This window comes from Solibacillus sp. FSL R7-0682, from assembly GCF_038005985.1.
GTDB lineage: Bacteria > Bacillota > Bacilli > Bacillales_A > Planococcaceae > Solibacillus.
In genome coordinates this window covers 1,622,572-1,638,641 of sequence record NZ_JBBOUI010000001.1, presented here as the reverse complement: position 1 = coordinate 1,638,641, position 16,070 = coordinate 1,622,572, and the positions used below count along the sequence as shown (strand labels likewise).

At 32.6% G+C, this 16,070-nt stretch carries 15 protein-coding genes; all 15 read right to left on the bottom strand.

Annotated elements, in window-relative coordinates; genetic code table 11:
* Positions 1-39: 39 nt before the first annotated feature.
* The 15 genes from MKZ17_RS08335 to MKZ17_RS08265 all read right to left on the bottom strand — a co-directional run bounded on the left by MKZ17_RS08335 (position 40) and on the right by MKZ17_RS08265 (position 16,000).
* Positions 40-2,688 (bottom strand): molecular chaperone, encoded by a 2,649-nt coding sequence (locus MKZ17_RS08335; protein ID WP_340723284.1) that lies wholly within the window; start codon positions 2,686-2,688, stop codon positions 40-42.
* Positions 2,689-2,710: 22 nt separating this feature from the next.
* Positions 2,711-3,406 (bottom strand): iron-dependent peroxidase, encoded by a 696-nt coding sequence (locus MKZ17_RS08330; RefSeq protein ID WP_340723283.1) that lies wholly within the window; start codon positions 3,404-3,406, stop codon positions 2,711-2,713.
* The gene (locus tag MKZ17_RS08325; RefSeq protein WP_340723282.1) at positions 3,403-4,680 is read right to left on the bottom strand and encodes a normocyte-binding protein; all 1,278 of its coding nucleotides are present in this window, start codon (positions 4,678-4,680) and stop codon (positions 3,403-3,405) included. The genes MKZ17_RS08330 and MKZ17_RS08325 overlap by 4 nt, the downstream gene beginning before the upstream one ends.
* A gap of 1 nt (position 4,681) precedes the next feature.
* Positions 4,682-6,307 (bottom strand): PP2C family protein-serine/threonine phosphatase, encoded by a 1,626-nt coding sequence (locus tag MKZ17_RS08320; RefSeq protein ID WP_340723281.1) that lies wholly within the window; start codon positions 6,305-6,307, stop codon positions 4,682-4,684.
* 33 nt (positions 6,308-6,340) lie between these two features.
* Positions 6,341-7,126 (bottom strand): PP2C family protein-serine/threonine phosphatase, encoded by a 786-nt coding sequence (locus MKZ17_RS08315; RefSeq protein WP_445326945.1) that lies wholly within the window; start codon positions 7,124-7,126, stop codon positions 6,341-6,343.
* A gap of 57 nt (positions 7,127-7,183) precedes the next feature.
* Positions 7,184-7,711, bottom strand: coding sequence for an FHA domain-containing protein (locus tag MKZ17_RS08310; protein WP_340723279.1), 528 nt, complete (start codon positions 7,709-7,711; stop codon positions 7,184-7,186).
* Between the two features lie 37 nt (positions 7,712-7,748).
* Positions 7,749-8,321: an FHA domain-containing protein gene (locus MKZ17_RS08305; RefSeq protein ID WP_340723278.1), complete on the bottom strand. Its 573-nt coding sequence runs from the start codon at positions 8,319-8,321 to the stop codon at positions 7,749-7,751.
* Between the two features lie 29 nt (positions 8,322-8,350).
* Positions 8,351-8,776, bottom strand: coding sequence for a J domain-containing protein (locus MKZ17_RS08300; protein ID WP_340723277.1), 426 nt, complete (start codon positions 8,774-8,776; stop codon positions 8,351-8,353).
* Positions 8,777-8,861: 85 nt separating this feature from the next.
* Positions 8,862-9,287, bottom strand: a complete 426-nt coding sequence (locus MKZ17_RS08295) for a membrane-associated protease 1 (protein WP_340723276.1) — start codon at positions 9,285-9,287, stop codon at positions 8,862-8,864.
* 216 nt (positions 9,288-9,503) lie between these two features.
* On the bottom strand, positions 9,504-11,672 hold the full coding sequence (locus MKZ17_RS08290) for a transcriptional regulator (RefSeq protein ID WP_340723275.1): 2,169 nt from the start codon (positions 11,670-11,672) through the stop codon (positions 9,504-9,506).
* 619 nt (positions 11,673-12,291) lie between these two features.
* Complete coding sequence (locus MKZ17_RS08285) at positions 12,292-13,176, bottom strand: serine/threonine-protein kinase (protein WP_340723274.1); 885 nt, start codon at positions 13,174-13,176, stop codon at positions 12,292-12,294.
* A gap of 263 nt (positions 13,177-13,439) precedes the next feature.
* Positions 13,440-13,997, bottom strand: a complete 558-nt coding sequence (gene efp, locus MKZ17_RS08280; protein ID WP_340723273.1) for an elongation factor P — start codon at positions 13,995-13,997, stop codon at positions 13,440-13,442.
* Between the two features lie 16 nt (positions 13,998-14,013).
* Complete coding sequence (locus tag MKZ17_RS08275) at positions 14,014-15,072, bottom strand: M24 family metallopeptidase (RefSeq protein ID WP_340723272.1); 1,059 nt, start codon at positions 15,070-15,072, stop codon at positions 14,014-14,016.
* A 14-nt stretch (positions 15,073-15,086) separates the two neighbouring features.
* On the bottom strand, positions 15,087-15,551 hold the full coding sequence (aroQ, locus tag MKZ17_RS08270; protein ID WP_340723271.1) for a type II 3-dehydroquinate dehydratase: 465 nt from the start codon (positions 15,549-15,551) through the stop codon (positions 15,087-15,089).
* A 44-nt stretch (positions 15,552-15,595) separates the two neighbouring features.
* A complete protein-coding gene (locus tag MKZ17_RS08265) occupies positions 15,596-16,000 on the bottom strand; it encodes a DNA helicase (protein WP_340723270.1) in 405 nt (134 codons plus the stop codon).
* Positions 16,001-16,070: the final 70 nt, after the last annotated feature.

Sequence of the window (16,070 nt, the reverse complement as noted above, 5' to 3'; positions counted from 1 at the left end):
TCTATTCACCTCTCTTCTTACGTTGCTGCTTTAAGGTTTTTACTTTTGTCCATCAAAAAAGTCTAATTCTGATAAGTCCGTTTCAAAAGCAAAGAATTCTTTATTTCCAATGAATAATTGTTCATCACGTCTTGCTACTGGTACAACATGGAAGCCCCAATGATTTTCCCCAGCAAAAACAAAGAACTTGATTTCTCCATTTTTAATAGAATCCGTTTCTTCCTGTGGAATTTTATCTGCACTATAAAAACTTTCGATTTGTTCATAAATTACAGGTATAAAATCTTCTAAATGATTAAAATAAATAAATTTAAGGGATGGTGTATCATCGCTTCTCCATAAGAAGAATTCAACTTCTGTTACACCCCATGGTCGAGAAATTGTGCCATGGATTTGATTTAAACGTTCTTGACTACTGATTAATACTTTATTTTGACGGTTATGTGTTAACGCACTTACCGCATACGGAATAACAGGAGCATGATTTGTCATATTGATTTCAATTACGCCGCTTCTTCTAGCATTTAAGTAACGGATTGCCCCTCTTAAACAAGCTAATTTTAATTCGGGTACTTTTCCTACACTTTCAGCCTTTTGTCGAAACTCAATGCTTCTCCCTGGAACAAACTCTTTCAACGCCTCTCTAAAGGCATCGATTTTACAAGATTGGCCCGTTAATTTTATAATCGAGTAATCATTTAACGTGCCTTCTTCATAAAACTGTTCTAAAAATTCTCGAACAATATTATAAATATCACCCTTTATCAGGTGGTCAATTTCCTTAATATTAAAGAAGACATTCGGATAATCATAAATATCTTGGAATTGATTATTATCTACAATTGATAAGCTCCAACGCTCTACAGCAGTAACATTTAAATCACTATCCTGGTGTGAGTCACTTTCTGCATTGAATCGACTTCTTAAAATGCCTGTTCTTCTATAAAATTCTTTCTTCATTTCTTCTGCCATTTCCCATAGGAAGTAATAATTGTTACGTACACGCAGGTATTCATCACGTGTTCTGTTCTCATATTCCTTAAATCTAGTCGGTATAATACGCTCGGCTTCTAAAAAAACTTTTTCAAATTGTTCGTAAACAGCTGCCACACCATATTCATCTACATGTCTATAAATATCTTTACCTGGTATGTCGATTAACGTATCAATATCGTAGGCATTTTTACCACGGCTATAATAATTCGCAAATACAATTTTCATAAATTGAAAAATGCGGTACGTTATATTATTACCACCGAAATTCGTATCCCCATTTTCATATGTTGTGTGAATATCAATTTTATAAGAAATATGGCCGTCTTCTATTTGAAATTTGCAGGAAGATAAGTCCGTTGTTCCTCCACCGCAATCAATCACAAGTGCTTTATATTCTTTTCCTTCTATAAAGCTATTATTTTCGATTTGATTTGCAATGGTATTATAAAGAACTGCCATGCCTTCATCTAGAGCAAATTCTGATTCGATTTGATACTCTGGTAGAATAGACTGAAACATCTCTGTAAACTGCGTTTTCAATTTAACTGGACTTGAAATATGCAAATATTTAAAGCGACATTTGAATTGATGCTCTGCCATACGGATTACATATAGCAGAAACTCTCTTAAAATTTGGCTCCTTGGTACGAGCGCTGTGTTTCCATTTGCATCCATTATTTCTTCTAATTTGGCATAATTATTAATCCATCGTTTTATTCCTTGGAACTTTGTAGCAAGGGTTGTGTAGCTATTTTTTTTCATTACTTTTAATGCTTCATATCCAAAATGGTAGCTTGGTCGATCTGGATTGGAGCAATCTGCTACACTTAAAACGGTCGGAACTACTTCTACCCATTCGTCATGATGCATTGGATCTGGAAAGGATACAAAATTAATCGTGTCTAATTGAATTCGTTGATTCAATAAATCTTGACTACATGGTGACGAAACATAGTCGCTATCTAAATACACGCCAGCGGTCGTATTCGTTGTACCAAAATCAATTGCAAGGATGGCTTTTGTTGTTTCTAATTGCTTTATTTCCAAGTCAGGTATAGGCACTTTATAGTAGTGAAGATTTGTCGGTGGAAGTGGGTGCTCCTGATAGTAGGATTTATACAAATACTCTGAATCTTGTTTTCTTAAAAAAATAAAACTATAATTCTTATTACTCGTATCACGAATACCAATTGCTTCCTCTGTAGCTAAGTAATATTGGTTCGGAGATTGTTCATTTTTTAATAGGTTAAAAATACCGCACAATTCTAACTGGTCATTTATTAGAAAAGCATTTGATTCTACTAATAACCCTCCTGTTTTCACGAAATACTGATCTCGCTCGTCCATTTTTAGTCCGCTATACAGTGTCATTTTTGCTGGAATTTTTATTTCACCATTATCAGAAAGCGGAGTTTGTAAATAGGCTTGCAAAGCAGCTTCTATTCTTTCAAATCCGCCCTCCTTTTTATCTTTTATTAAAAGATTCTCCTCTGTTCCACGATATCTAAGAATTGTTTGAATTAAATCATCTCTTGTTAAGTTATTAACTAACCCTGTAACAAGTTTCTCCTTGTAACAAATGTTCCGAAGTTGAAAAGTCGTTAATTCCAACAGCTCTACATGCGTATAGGTCATGTATTTTTTTTCGGTAAAACGATTATTTGTATATAACTTATACGAATATTTACTCATCTTGCCTTCTCCTTTCACCTTTTTAATACAAGGCTATTCGATCGATTTGCATTGTTTCTTCCACATCAATAATTCCGAAATGATTTTTCCAATATACTTCCAGTTTGTAGCCTATAGGTAAAAAAAGTGTTTGAACAAACAGTATCTTTGCCTCATCTATTCCATTTTTTTCTTTTCCAATATAAAGTAGAACTTCATCTGTCCCCTCTGATTTTGTATAAATAGTGCAATTCGTGAAAAGTCTCTTCATTGTATCCTTCAGTAAATAAAGTGTTTCACCAGTCCGGTACAATCTCAAAATATTGAATAAAACCAATTCCTGCTCATTCTTTTCAAATGTATAAAAAATGTCGCTCATTTGTTTACCAAATACATGATTTACAATTTCTCTCGAAAGAAATCGAATATAATATTCACGTTTATTCATTCCTTGCATCCGATCAATCTCTGCAAGAAAATGGATGACAATATCCACTAAATATTCTTTAATTTCTTCATTTACTTCGCAATTCGGATGAAATATTTCTTTAAAAATCTCAAAATAGCGATAATATGAATTAATTTCTATAGGATGATCGTGTTCTATTAATTGCGTATTAATAATGAGAGGGCTTAGTTCCATATAAGGTGAAAAATTTTGAGCTTGCGTAAAATGAATTTCTTTTTTTGTAATTCCTTGGTGTTCAGCTTTAATGAGTAATTCCCATATATAATTCATAGCCATTTACCAACACATTTATATTCGAAAAAATATCTTTGCACTTCTGAAACAAGAAAACTTAAAATATCATTCGAAATAAAGGTATCTTCCTCTTTTCTTTTAAAAGAAAGTAATAAAATTTTTTTGTGGTGCTCTTCCATCTCTTCGATTAGAAATGCGTTAACTGGATAACTAACACTATCTAAAGGGGGAACTTCCTTCAATTCAATATCGATTAACTCCAGCCTATGACTTACTTCGAAAGAATTAACTAATCGAATAATTTCACCTTTTGTTTTTACATTAGCGTTGTAATTTCTAACATATTTGTTCGTAAAATTTTCGATTCGTTGATTTGACAGTACTTCATATTTAGCCTCCTTGGAAAGCTTCTCGTTATCAAATTGAGTGATCTTTAATAATGTCCACACCCCAGATTTGTCCAGTGGTGAAACAATAGTCAATTCATCCTCTGAATGTTGAATATAGCGCACACTTTGCTCATCCGAATCAATCAAATACCCATGTTGCGTTCCTAACTTCCTGATTGAAATCGTATGCTCGTAATTCACTTTGTCAATGGCAGGTATCGGGAATCCACTATTTTTCACTTCATGTCGTTCAATATTCCATAATGGCACCATGTTTACATATTTGATTTGTTCATACTCTTCTAAGTCAATTTCAACATTATATATTTCCAAATCTTCAGACAAAACAGGACACTCTGTTAAAATAACATCGAAAAACTTGTGAATATACGGATGGTTGATCGTTCGCCATGGGATTCCATTTACTTGATATGTAAAATATAGCTTTTCAACTTCTTGCAAATATACGGTATTTTTCTGAAGGCTCACTTTTATATTCAACGGTCCATCTGACGTAAAAAGCTTGCCCTTAAATATCCTTGGTGTTTCGATTATTTTTTGAATTTGAGTAGAATCACATGCTAAAAAAACATTACTAACTTTTACTGTTTCATTATTTTGAATCAATTCGAGTATTTGTTTTGTCTCGATTGATTTATTTTCAAGGTCAGACGGAAGCATGGGGAATAAATAATCATGTATTGGATCAATATCTTCTCTTGAGTTAAGCGTGACATAAACATCATATTTGTTATCGAAATCATCAATTTCATTAAAAATACGTTCTTCAAGTCGATTATTCCATTCTGTTTGGTAATCAATTAAATTGGCAAAAACACCGCTCATTATATTCTTTAGTAATTGGCGCTGTTCTAAATCATCAATTTTACGTAGTCTTTCATACATGATTTCCTTTAACATATTATTCCCCTCCCTTCCCCACGTTTTCACTACTTTCCTCTTCACTCTCTAGTGGATCAAGATTTGGTGATACATCTGCTACCGGAGTTGGTAGTACCGGATTTAACTTTTCATTAACATTCATAATTTTTCGCTCGAGCCCTAATACTTTTGCTAGTAATTCCGTCTCTTGATAAATTTCTTGTGCTAATACATACGAATCTAGTGCATTTACATAGTCCTGCTTGGCATAGCTATTGTCTCCGTTCTTTTCTAGAGATTCCGCCTTCAGTTCTTTTTGTACCTTCTTCAGTTCTGCTATTTTTTCTTCCGTTTCTTCAATTTTAGTCTTTATTTGAGGCTCTCCACTAAACGATATTGCCACTGCTTTTTTTCTTGCCTTTTCATAGGAAGCTAATGCCGTAAAATAATCTTCTGAATCAAATTGATGATCTCCATTCTTTGTAGTTTCAACAATTTGAACAATAGAATCCATATTAGCAATTTTTTGTTGTATTACATCTTTCCCAAAATTTTTTACGATTTTTCCTTCTTGGCTTGCTTTTTCAAATTGCTCCATTGCCTCAGGGAATTTACCTGCCTCTGCTGCCTTATCTCCGTTAATAATAAGTTGCGTTACTCTTAACTTTGTACCTAATAAATTTCTATGTACCGGATCTTTTAATTTCTTTGCGATATTTCTTCCCTTACTATATTCCATTAGTGCTTCCTCGTAGCTGGCGTCCTCAAAATATAAATTTCCTGTTTCTTCATGATCCTTCATTTCAACAGCTAATTCAGCTAGCTTCTTTGCTTGTTTCGCTTGATAAAACAACGTACTTCCACCAACAATCAAGGTTGCAATAAGTGCTGCCGCAATGATTTTAATGTATTTCATTTTTTTCTTATTGGATTCTTGATAAACTTTATTTACAAATACTGCGGCAATTGTATAATTGTTAATGATTTTATTTTGCCTGCTTAGTAGCACTTCTTCTAATAAGTCCGTATATTGAATTGGATCTTTTGCTAGTTCTAAAGCATCTGCCATTTCAACTTCATTGACATCTTCCCAAAATCCAGGGGTAGTTAGAAGCAACACATCTCCATCCATTAACTTCATTTTCTTTGAAATATAAGGCTTAAAATCATTTGGTTTCCCTAAATAATTTAATAAATTACTCTTTTCTTCATGCTTGTTTATTTCAAAAGATCGGTTCTTTTCATTAACGATTTCTTGCGCCAAACTCTGGTCATTACTTCTATGTAATAGAGACCCATTGCGAAAATGATAAAACCGTGAATTACCTGCCACTGCATAAATCAACTTTGAGTAATTTGAAACAACAATTACAATACTAGCCTTTAAACGAACTCTTAAACTTTGTATTTGTAGTTGTTGATGTGCCTTTTTCATATATCTTTTCACACTATTTTTCGATAGAGATGGTTTTTCCATAAACGATTCGAGAACAGCTTTAACAGCTAACTCTGCACTCTTCATCTCTTGATCGGTATCTAAACCTTTTACAGCTACCCAACAAACCATGTCATCCAATTCGGTATAGGCAAAATAATCACGATTTTGCATGAATGAGCCTGCTTCAGATAAGAAGCTAGTTTTAAAATCACTATTTTCTCTTCTCACGATATACCTCCTTATTACACGCCAATATGTTTATCACAGTTTTTCGAGTATAACGATAGTTGCATTATCTTGATTTTTTAAATGCTTTTTTTCAATAACATGAATAATGTTATTGGCAATATCATAAGGCGCAGCCTGTCGAGAAAGTAATTGCTCCAATTCTACCTCTGTTAACGCATCATATATTCCATCACTAAAGAGACATATTTTATCTCCCGAAAACAATTGGATAGGCGTTGTACCTATATCCATTTTTTTAAACCCTTCGTAACCTAAATAGTTAATCAATCTCTTTTTTAAAGGATTTTCTTGTATTTCTAATTGCGAAATTTCTCCTGCAATGTAGCGCTCTTTTAACACATTTTCAAAAATATGCTTTTCATTAATAGGAAGAAATTCGCCTTTACGGAATATCGTAATGACACTATCTCCAACAGCTCCCCAATGAAGATAACCTTTTTCATCAATAATTACGGCTACTAATGTTGTACCACCATTAGAACCGTTTAAATTTTGGACAATTTGTTGATTACTCTTTACGGCTGTTTTTTTAAAAAATGCTTGTATATTTGCAAGATTCTCCAATGCGCTAAAGGCTTCTATAAACGTAGTAACCGCCACTGTACTTGCCATGCGACCATTCGCTAAGCCACTAATTCCATCTGCTAATACAGCCATCGTCCCATTTTTTGTTTCACATGTTGCAAAATAATCATCTTGTTCTTCTCGAGCTCCGATCGTTTGTGCATTTCCTATCTCTATTTGACTATTCTCTTTTTTACTCAAAAGAATATTTCGAATAATTAAAAGGGAGATCATAATGAGAATTAAAAGAATTGAAAATACATATGACAATATTTTGGAATCCACCACTCATCATTCCCCACCTTGATTGTTTTCCCATTCGAAATGAACACCACATAAAGGTATAAATAAAAAAATACTTCTTCCTAACTGTATAACATCATAGGCTGCTAGCTCAGTAGGGGTATATACTGCCTCATTATTAAGATAGGCTAATCCTGAAGCATCACCAGGAAGGAGGTAAAAGTTCCTTTTTTTAGGGTCATAAACAATAACTGCATGATTTCGTTTTGAAATCGAATTATCCCCTATAATTCGAATATGCATATCCTCATCTCGACCGATAAAATTCTTTTCAGATAAGATTCGATAATCTCTTCCCAACTGTGGACCTTCGATACATACTAACCATCCAGTTACGGGATTGATTCCATCCATTTCTCCTAAGTAAGGCATTGTTTTGTCATCTACTTCTGCCACAGCTACAGCTTGATTTGCTATTTTAGATTCCTGCTCTACAACGACATTACAATAAGGACAAATATTTCGATGTCTCCTTGAACTAAACATATGACCATTTGTGCATCTAATTAAACTCATATTCTAATCTCCCTTAGCAATCACTTTATCTTTATGACTATTTCACTAACATTCTAGTATTGGCTATATATAATGTATCTCCACTATTTATTGGGTGTGGACTTCCATCCTTTAATTGATTCTTCATCAAATTGTGTGCCTTCTTTATTCCTATACAGTTAATCGCATCGATGTCTTCGATATACCATTTTCCAGAAACACAATTTAAAACAGCATGTTCTAGACTTATTAACGATTCATATTCTGTCCCGCTTAAATCAATATCCACCTTATTTTCTCGGGAACTTTTTCCTATTACTAATGCTGTTTGATTTTCTAGTATCCATTCATCTATTTCATCTCCTTGATTATTAAGGAGTACAAGCTTTCTAATTTTAGTATGACTATTCGTTACATTTCTTGTTTCATACAATATAATTCCATAAATACACGAGACAATAAAAAAAATACTTCCCAATATAACTTTCATTAAAAAGTCCTCACTTATTATGAATACAAATAAAATAAAAAAGCACGCTATCACTACAATTGCGATATCTATACTTTTTACGATTTTTTGATTCTTCTCATTTTCTAAATATGCACTTGTTGATACTTTTCCCTCTTCCATTACATGCTCTCTCCCATAAAAACGAATTATTAATTCTTATTGAAATAACGTTCAAATAAATCACTTGTATCTATAGGATTCTTTTTTCCATTTTGAGTATTCGATTTCATTTCTTTGGATTTCGGATTAAATCCAAAAAATTGCTCAAAGTTCTTTTCCATCTCATTCATATTAAATGCTTGTTTTTTTTCCGTCGTTTGCTTACTATTTGTAAATTCAACATTTTTACTAGTATGGTAGGTCGAATTTTCTAGCTTTAAATCATATTCTTCTCGAGATGTTTTATTTTTCAAAATCGTATATGCTTCTTGTACTTCTAGAAAAATCTTTTCAGCATCCTTACTTCCACCGTTTACATCTGGATGATATTTTTTCGAGAGTGCTCTATAGGCAAGCTTTATTTGATCCTGCGATGCATCCTTTGATACAGCTAAAGTGTCATAATGTGTTTTCATAGCAGCTCTCCTTATTTTGTTTTCTTATTAAAAATTATCTAAGGAGCTATTATAGCTCCTTAGATATTAAGATGGCAGTTATTTATTAAACAGCGTAACCGCCTTCTACTTTTGCTAAATCTGTTTTGTCTTTCTTTTGCTTAATGAATAAGAAGAATTCACCAATACCTTCTGTATCACCAAAACGCTCCGTGTAATCAACAACAAATGCATTTGGGAAATTAATTTTTCTTACTACTTGATCAGCAGAAATAACTTCAAGCGTTACTTTTCGGTAACAATCTGCTTTTTCTGCAGGTACTAATGACCATAATGCTAATTTCATCGTATCATCAGCATTATCACCATCTGTTGCTGTAAGAATTTTCCCTTTAATTTTTAATGTTGCACCTACATCTGTAGAACGCGCATTCGAGTCATTTGGAGTATCCGTTTCATACTCGACAGCAACAATACTATCTAATCCTAGTTCAATTGCTTCTGACCCTTCTACTTTTAAAACAAAGCCCATACTTATACCTCCTAGAATTTTTATTGAATTCCTCAACCGTTGCACCTAGATAAAATTTATAAATGAATTCAAAACATTTCATAAAAAGAAATTATGAAATATGTACAAATTCCATCTAAGTAACACAGCAAGAAATTCTTATTTATGTTAAAAGATTTATATGAAATAAACCTTAAACATACAAAATATACTATTTAATAGTAGCTTTTTAATGATTTATGCTTTGACAGCACTCGTACCTTTTGTAATAGATACCTCAAGGTTTTTAACATTGCCATTGAATACTAAATCGATTTGACATAGGCTAGTTTTTTCATCGATGATGTAACCGATGTCATCTCCATCTTGAATGACAGAGTTTATAAAACCTTTATCATTGATCCACTGACTTTTTTGACTTGAAGGATTGTTACTAAAGAATCGAACAATATTCTCATGTTTAAAGTCACCAGATTGGAATCGTAAAATTCTCTCAATATACGTACTTACTTGCGTTTTGTAAATGGAATCAAATCCATCTTCTTCCATCGCTAAGCTTCTAGCTTTATATACTGTAATTCTTTTAATATCTTTCCCTTGTAACTGGGCATTTTCAGAAGAGAATACAAAACCAAAATTTTTACTATTAATAGAATCTTTTATATTATTCGTGAAACCTGAAATTTCTTTAGCCATCGTTGTTACGGCCCTTAATGAATTATCTCCCGCTTCAATATCAAATCGAACACCTGGGTAAGATTTCTTCACATTTCTGAAGGACTCTTTTAAATATTCTGGGCACTGATAAGCCGATGCAAGACCTGCTGCTACGTAGCTAGCACCTACATAAACTCCTTCAATCCAAAGTTTTAAAATATCTTCTTTTTCTTTTGATAAACGTGCACCGTTTTCAAGCGCTTCCATTCTTGTATCAATAACTACGCCAGATTTATCTTTCGGGATAATGGTGAAGTTCGGTAAACAAGGAATCGCGAACTCACTATAATCTTTTCTCATTAAAGGTAGGCATTTATCCATTAGACGATCTATACCAGCCGTTGCAATGCCGTTAAAAGTTGTCGTTTCTTCTGCTATGAAATTGAAGAAGATTTGAATTTTATAATCCTTTATCGTATCTAATAACATAGAAAGCGATTCCATTGTATTTCCTTCTAGCTTTGCAACCTTTTCGTTCCCTTTAAATCTTGCTCGGCTAACTTGTGCTTTACCAGTTGCTTCTAGTTCAATGGCTGGCACAATTCCATACCAAATCGTATCTGTAAAGTCATTTTTAGAGTTCACAGTGTTTAAATAAGCTTGTAAGCGTGGAAGATTATTACTTTTAACAAGCATATCTAGCTTTGAATTCGTCACAATTAAGGATGGTTGCATCCCTCTGTTTTTCGTTGCGTATTGATCGAAATACATTTTCACGCCTAACAGTTTCTCAACTAGTGGCTTTACAGTTTTTACGAATTCGTCCTTGGCATCTTTATAAAACTCTAGATATGTATTATAGTTTTGAACTTCCGTTTCTACATCAATAGTATTTTGAACCATTGGTAATGGGGCGAACGTTCTTACGACTAAATCCTTAACATATGAAGATTGTGACTCAGTAATTGCTTCATAATCTTCTTCAAAAATTGTACTTAAACCATTATTTCCGTCACCTGAAAGGACCATAAGCTCTGAACTATCTGGTTTAGGTGCTTCGATAATTTTTAGTTCACCCTTTTCTCCAATAGAAAGCGTCCCTATTTGTAATTTTTCAGACGTTGCTTCTTCTTGATTAGCGCCTAATAACAATCTAGTTTTTATATCTTCGATTGCCAAAGGTAACATGGCCATGACATTGTTATAATTTTTACTTGCTACTTCAAACATTAGATTTAGTTTGTCCCCTGTATCTAACTTCTTCGGGTCATTATCATCTAATTTTTCATACTCACTGTGTAGATAATGAATTTCCTTACGTACTTGGCGAATATCATCCATCACTTTTTTTGGAGAAATCATATCTAATAAATTTTCAAATTTGAAATCAACATTCGTGATTCCCTGACTTCTTTTTGTATCAATCAGCGTAAAAAGCATTTTTAAGAAATCATTATTTTGATCAATCGGAATTTCAGAAATACAATCTTCTTGAATACCCTCCGGCTTTTTTAATGTATACATAACCTTTTGGTTTGCAGCATTATAGAATGAATATACAGTCGGAGAAAATTTATCTAAAAACTCATCAAAACTTTTTACTAGTAAATATTGGTTAATCTCTTTAATTTTTTCATCACTTAGACTATCAATACCTTTTACATCACCAACAAGTGTAATTAAATCTAATTTCTCTGGATTGATTTCTTCAAATAGCATAGTTCTATTTGTCTGATTAATAATCTCCATTTACACGGCTGCTTACTTTCACAGCCATCCCTCCATTTCATTTTAAGTTCAGAATAATAAATATTTCAATTAGTAAATACCAATTAAAAACTAAAATACCAATAAAAGGAATTAAACTCAAAAAACTTACCGCTTATTAACTATGTTAATAGCAGTAAAAATACTTTTGAAAAGTAAGTAAAATTTAATTATTTGCTTGTTTTTACCTTTGTATTTACTATAAAACAATACTGTTTTTTGTCAATAATTGTTTAATATATATAATAATTGTATATTATTTAATTTAATTCCAATTTACTATTTCGAGATATTTATCGACACAAAAAAATTGTAAAAAAATAACTAATTTTATGATTCAATAATAAATTTTAATTTTTGATCTCGTTATTTATCAATAAATAGTGCTATTTTTCATTTTTAAAACTTACAATGTGACTAAGAAAAATTATGCGGCTAGAACCCTTTAAAACAAGGGACTCTAGCCGCACAAATTAAATTATTTCATAACAATAGCATCTATTTAACTAGTCTATTATTCATACATCGCAGGATTAATTTACTAGTTATAAAAAAGAGGAGATTTTATAAAAATCTCCTCTTTTTATAAGACTTTAGGTAATTACTTTATCCATTTATCAATAAATAAAGTAATTTTTATAACAGTAAATGAAAAACATCTTTTCTTAAAATTCACAGCAAGTCCCCAGTTAATTATAAAAGATAATAAAAAACTAACTTCTTTGTTATAGTAGCGAACATTTTTTATTTTTTCATTTATTAAACGCTTCGATATATCTTCTACAAGCACACCTGTCAATGAATAGTACAATGTTGCTGCGTAACTATATAAATCCGTATGTACACCTTGGATAGATTGTTTAGAATATTGTTCTAGTGGAGAATATCCTGAGGTTGTATAGATTTTAAATTCTTTTTGATTTTTATAAAATACTGCTGCGCCAAAATCAAGTAAATGAACGTTGTTATTTGAATCGATAATTATATTACTAGGTTTAATATCTCGATGTATTATTCCCATTTTATGAATATATTGAAGTGCATCTATTAGAGGAATAAATAGAATTTCATTAATATTTTTCCTATCTTTTAATGGGGTATTTTTTAAATATTCATTTAATGTAATGCCTTCATAATATTCCATAACAATATAGATTGTCTCATTTTCCTCAAAGTGAGATAAATACTTAACGATCTTTTCATGATAAATTTGTTGCAATATGAGGATTTCATTATGAAAATCCTTTTTTAAATCCTCATATTTTTTTTTTGTAGATGGTAAACGGTTAACAACTGTTAAATTGTCTATATCTCTCAGTGCTAGATTTTTCGGATAGAATTCCTTAATCGCAATTACTTTTTCTGTATATATATTAATAGCTAAATAAATAATTGAAATCTCACTGATTGAAATAACTTTTGTGATTTTATATGTATCATCTAAGATTGTATTTTTTTTCAAACAAATTTCTTCGAAGCTCTCCATCCTATTCCTCCCCGTTTACACATATTAAATTTTAAAACAATTACTATCTAGAATTAAAAGTGATTTATTTCCTTTCGTCAAATCCCCCAAAATATTTCTTATTAAACACAGCACCATTTTAAGTACAGGTGACTCTTTAAATATGCAGGAGAACAACTCTTTCTTAAATAGACCAACTCATATTAACTATAAAAAAAGCCATTCACCCATTAAGAGTGAATGACTTTTCAATTAGCGTTACATTGCTATATTATTTAGTTTAATTACGCACGTGATACGTAAGAACCATCTGTTGTGTTGATGATTAGTTTGTCGCCTTGGTTTACGAAGAATGGTACGTTTACCATTAAACCAGTTTGCATTTTTGCTGGTTTTGAACCACCTGAAGCAGTATCACCTTTAATACCTGGTTCAGTTTCTTCTACTTCCAGAACAACTGTGTTTGGTAATTCAATACCGATTAATTCACCTTGGTAAGATTGGATGTGAAGCTCCATGTTTTCTAATAAGTAGAATAACTCGTCTTCAATTTGAGCAGCTGCTAAAGTCGTTTGATCATAAGACTCCATGTCCATGAATACGTGCTCGTCACCTTGTGCATATAAGTATTGCATTTTACGGTTTTCGATCATCGCTTTTTCTACTTTTTCACCAGCGCGGAATGTTTTTTCAGTTACGTTACCGTTACGTAAGTTACGTAATTTTGAACGTACGAATGCTGCACCTTTACCTGGTTTTACGTGTTGGAATTCCAGTACACGGAATAAGTTACCATCAACGATAATTGTTAAACCTGTACGGAAATCGTTTACTGAGATCATGAATATTTCCTCCAAATTATAAAATAATTAATTGTTTGCTCGAATGTGTTAGTACTTCATTACCCGTATCAGTAATTAAAATATCATCCTCGATTCGGACACCACCGATTCCAGGAATGTATACACCTGGCTCAATTGTTACAACCATGTTTGGCTCTAACACCGTTTCAGAACGGAAAGAAAGACCAGGGCCTTCATGCACTTCTAAACCGATACCATGACCAGTTGAATGCCCAAATGCTTCGCCTAAGCCCTTCGATTTTAAGTAATCGCGTGCGACAGCATCTGCCTCAATACCTGTCATGCCTGGACCAACTTTATCAAGTGCTAAAACTTGTGATTCTAGCACCGCGTTGTACATTTCTACTAACTTTTCGGAAGGTTGCCCTACCGCTATTGTACGCGTAATATCTGAAATGTAGCCATTATAGTATGCACCAAAATCAAGTGTTACAAAATCACCTGACTCGATGATTTTATCCGTCGCAACACCATGTGGTAACGCTGAACGTAAACCACTGGCAACGATAATATCAAAAGATGAGCTTGTAGCACCTTGTTTACGCATGAAAAATTCTAGTTCATTCGAGACATCAAGCTCTGATACGCCAGGCTTAATAAAATCTAAAATATGTGTAAATGCATTGTCTGCAATTTCACATGCAACCTTAATAATATTAATCTCTTCTTCTGTCTTAATCAAGCGAATTTTTTCAATTAAACCTGAAAGTGGAACAAAATCTGCTTTTACTGCCGCTTTGTATACTTCATACATACCGTAGTGCATAGCATCTTTTTCAAAACCTAACGTCTTTATGCCCATTAATGCAACTTGATTTGCAACTTCTTCAAAAATTGTGCCAGTATGTTGTTCAATACGGAAATCCTTTACTTGTACAGATGCTTGCTCTGTATAACGGAAGTCTGTAATAAACACTGCATCATGTTGGGATACAATTGCTACACCAGCTGTACCAGTAAAACCTGTCATATATCGACGGTTGTACCCATTTGTAATTAATAATGCATCGACATTATTGTCGATTAAAGCTTGACGTAATTTTGTTAGTTTCATCTCTGTCATTCCCCTTATCGATTTTCTAAAAACTTACGTAATGCCAACTCGTAACCAATTGTTCCTAAGCCTGTTATTTGCCCAATACAGTTGGCAACAATCATTGATTGATGGCGGAATTCTTCCCGATTATGGATATTTGTAATATGTACTTCAATAAATGGTAATTTTGCATTAACTGAGGCTACAGCATCACGTAATGCAATACTTGTATGCGTGTATGCACCCGGATTAAATACTACGCCAGCAATCCCTCGATCATGCGCTTCATGAATCCAATCAATTAATTGCCCCTCGTGATTTGATTGTAATAATTCTACTTCTGCTCCATATTCTGATGCAACCTTTTGGCATTTATTTAAAATATCTTCTAAAGTTTCGTAGCCATATTTTTCAGGCTCACGAATACCAAGGCGGTTTAAATTTGGGCCATTTAATAGTAAATATTTTTCCACAAACTTTCCCTTCTCTCTTACCATTTTCTTTATTTTATCATAGTCAATTGTGAGAGTAACGAAATAATTTAGCGAACTAAATTATTTCGTAAATATGCGGCAGATTCAATGATAAAGCGAAACATAATCATGATGACCACGATAAAAGGAATCGATAATTTTTTAAAGGAACTCAATTCCAACGGATAACGATAAATGATCCATTCCACTAATATTGCGACAGCAAGCCCTAATAGAATACTTGCGATGTCTGGTCGAATCGGAATATAAACAAATAAATAATATAGTAAAAGAGCAATAACAAAGAAAATTAATATAATGATTAACCACTTCTCAAAAGCTGTAATATCCTCAATCCCTAATTTTTTTGTAAATCCAACTGGACTCCATTTTATAAAGTGAAATAAATGTAAAAATTTTAATAATAAAGCTAATACACATGCTGCTACAATACATGTCAAAATACTAGTCAATCCTTCGCCCTCCTTTTCCTGAAGTCTTGACCATTTTCAAATTAACTATGCGTAAACAATAGTGCTTTCA

What these genes read in the sequence shown, in the direction of transcription:
- efp (WP_340723273.1), bottom strand. Translation starts at nt 13,997, where the DNA reads ATGATCTCAGTAAACGATTTCCGTACAGGTTTAACAATTATCGTTGAT.
- MKZ17_RS08305 (WP_340723278.1), bottom strand. Translation starts at nt 8,321, where the DNA reads ATGGAAGAGGGAAAAGTATCAACAAGTGCATATTTAGAAAATGAGAAG.
- aroQ (WP_340723271.1), bottom strand. Translation starts at nt 15,551, where the DNA reads ATGGTAAGAGAGAAGGGAAAGTTTGTGGAAAAATATTTACTATTAAAT.
- MKZ17_RS08290 (WP_340723275.1), bottom strand. Translation starts at nt 11,672, where the DNA reads ATGGAGATTATTAATCAGACAAATAGAACTATGCTATTTGAAGAAATC.
- MKZ17_RS08335 (WP_340723284.1), bottom strand. Translation starts at nt 2,688, where the DNA reads ATGAGTAAATATTCGTATAAGTTATATACAAATAATCGTTTTACCGAA.
- MKZ17_RS08310 (WP_340723279.1), bottom strand. Translation starts at nt 7,711, where the DNA reads ATGAGTTTAATTAGATGCACAAATGGTCATATGTTTAGTTCAAGGAGA.
- MKZ17_RS08285 (WP_340723274.1), bottom strand. Translation starts at nt 13,176, where the DNA reads ATGGAGAGCTTCGAAGAAATTTGTTTGAAAAAAAATACAATCTTAGAT.
- MKZ17_RS08330 (WP_340723283.1), bottom strand. Translation starts at nt 3,406, where the DNA reads ATGAATTATATATGGGAATTACTCATTAAAGCTGAACACCAAGGAATT.
- MKZ17_RS08325 (WP_340723282.1), bottom strand. Translation starts at nt 4,680, where the DNA reads ATGTTAAAGGAAATCATGTATGAAAGACTACGTAAAATTGATGATTTA.
- MKZ17_RS08315 (WP_445326945.1), bottom strand. Translation starts at nt 7,126, where the DNA reads ATGATCTCCCTTTTAATTATTCGAAATATTCTTTTGAGTAAAAAAGAG.
- MKZ17_RS08275 (WP_340723272.1), bottom strand. Translation starts at nt 15,072, where the DNA reads ATGAAACTAACAAAATTACGTCAAGCTTTAATCGACAATAATGTCGAT.
- MKZ17_RS08300 (WP_340723277.1), bottom strand. Translation starts at nt 8,776, where the DNA reads ATGAAAACACATTATGACACTTTAGCTGTATCAAAGGATGCATCGCAG.
- MKZ17_RS08295 (WP_340723276.1), bottom strand. Translation starts at nt 9,287, where the DNA reads ATGGGCTTTGTTTTAAAAGTAGAAGGGTCAGAAGCAATTGAACTAGGA.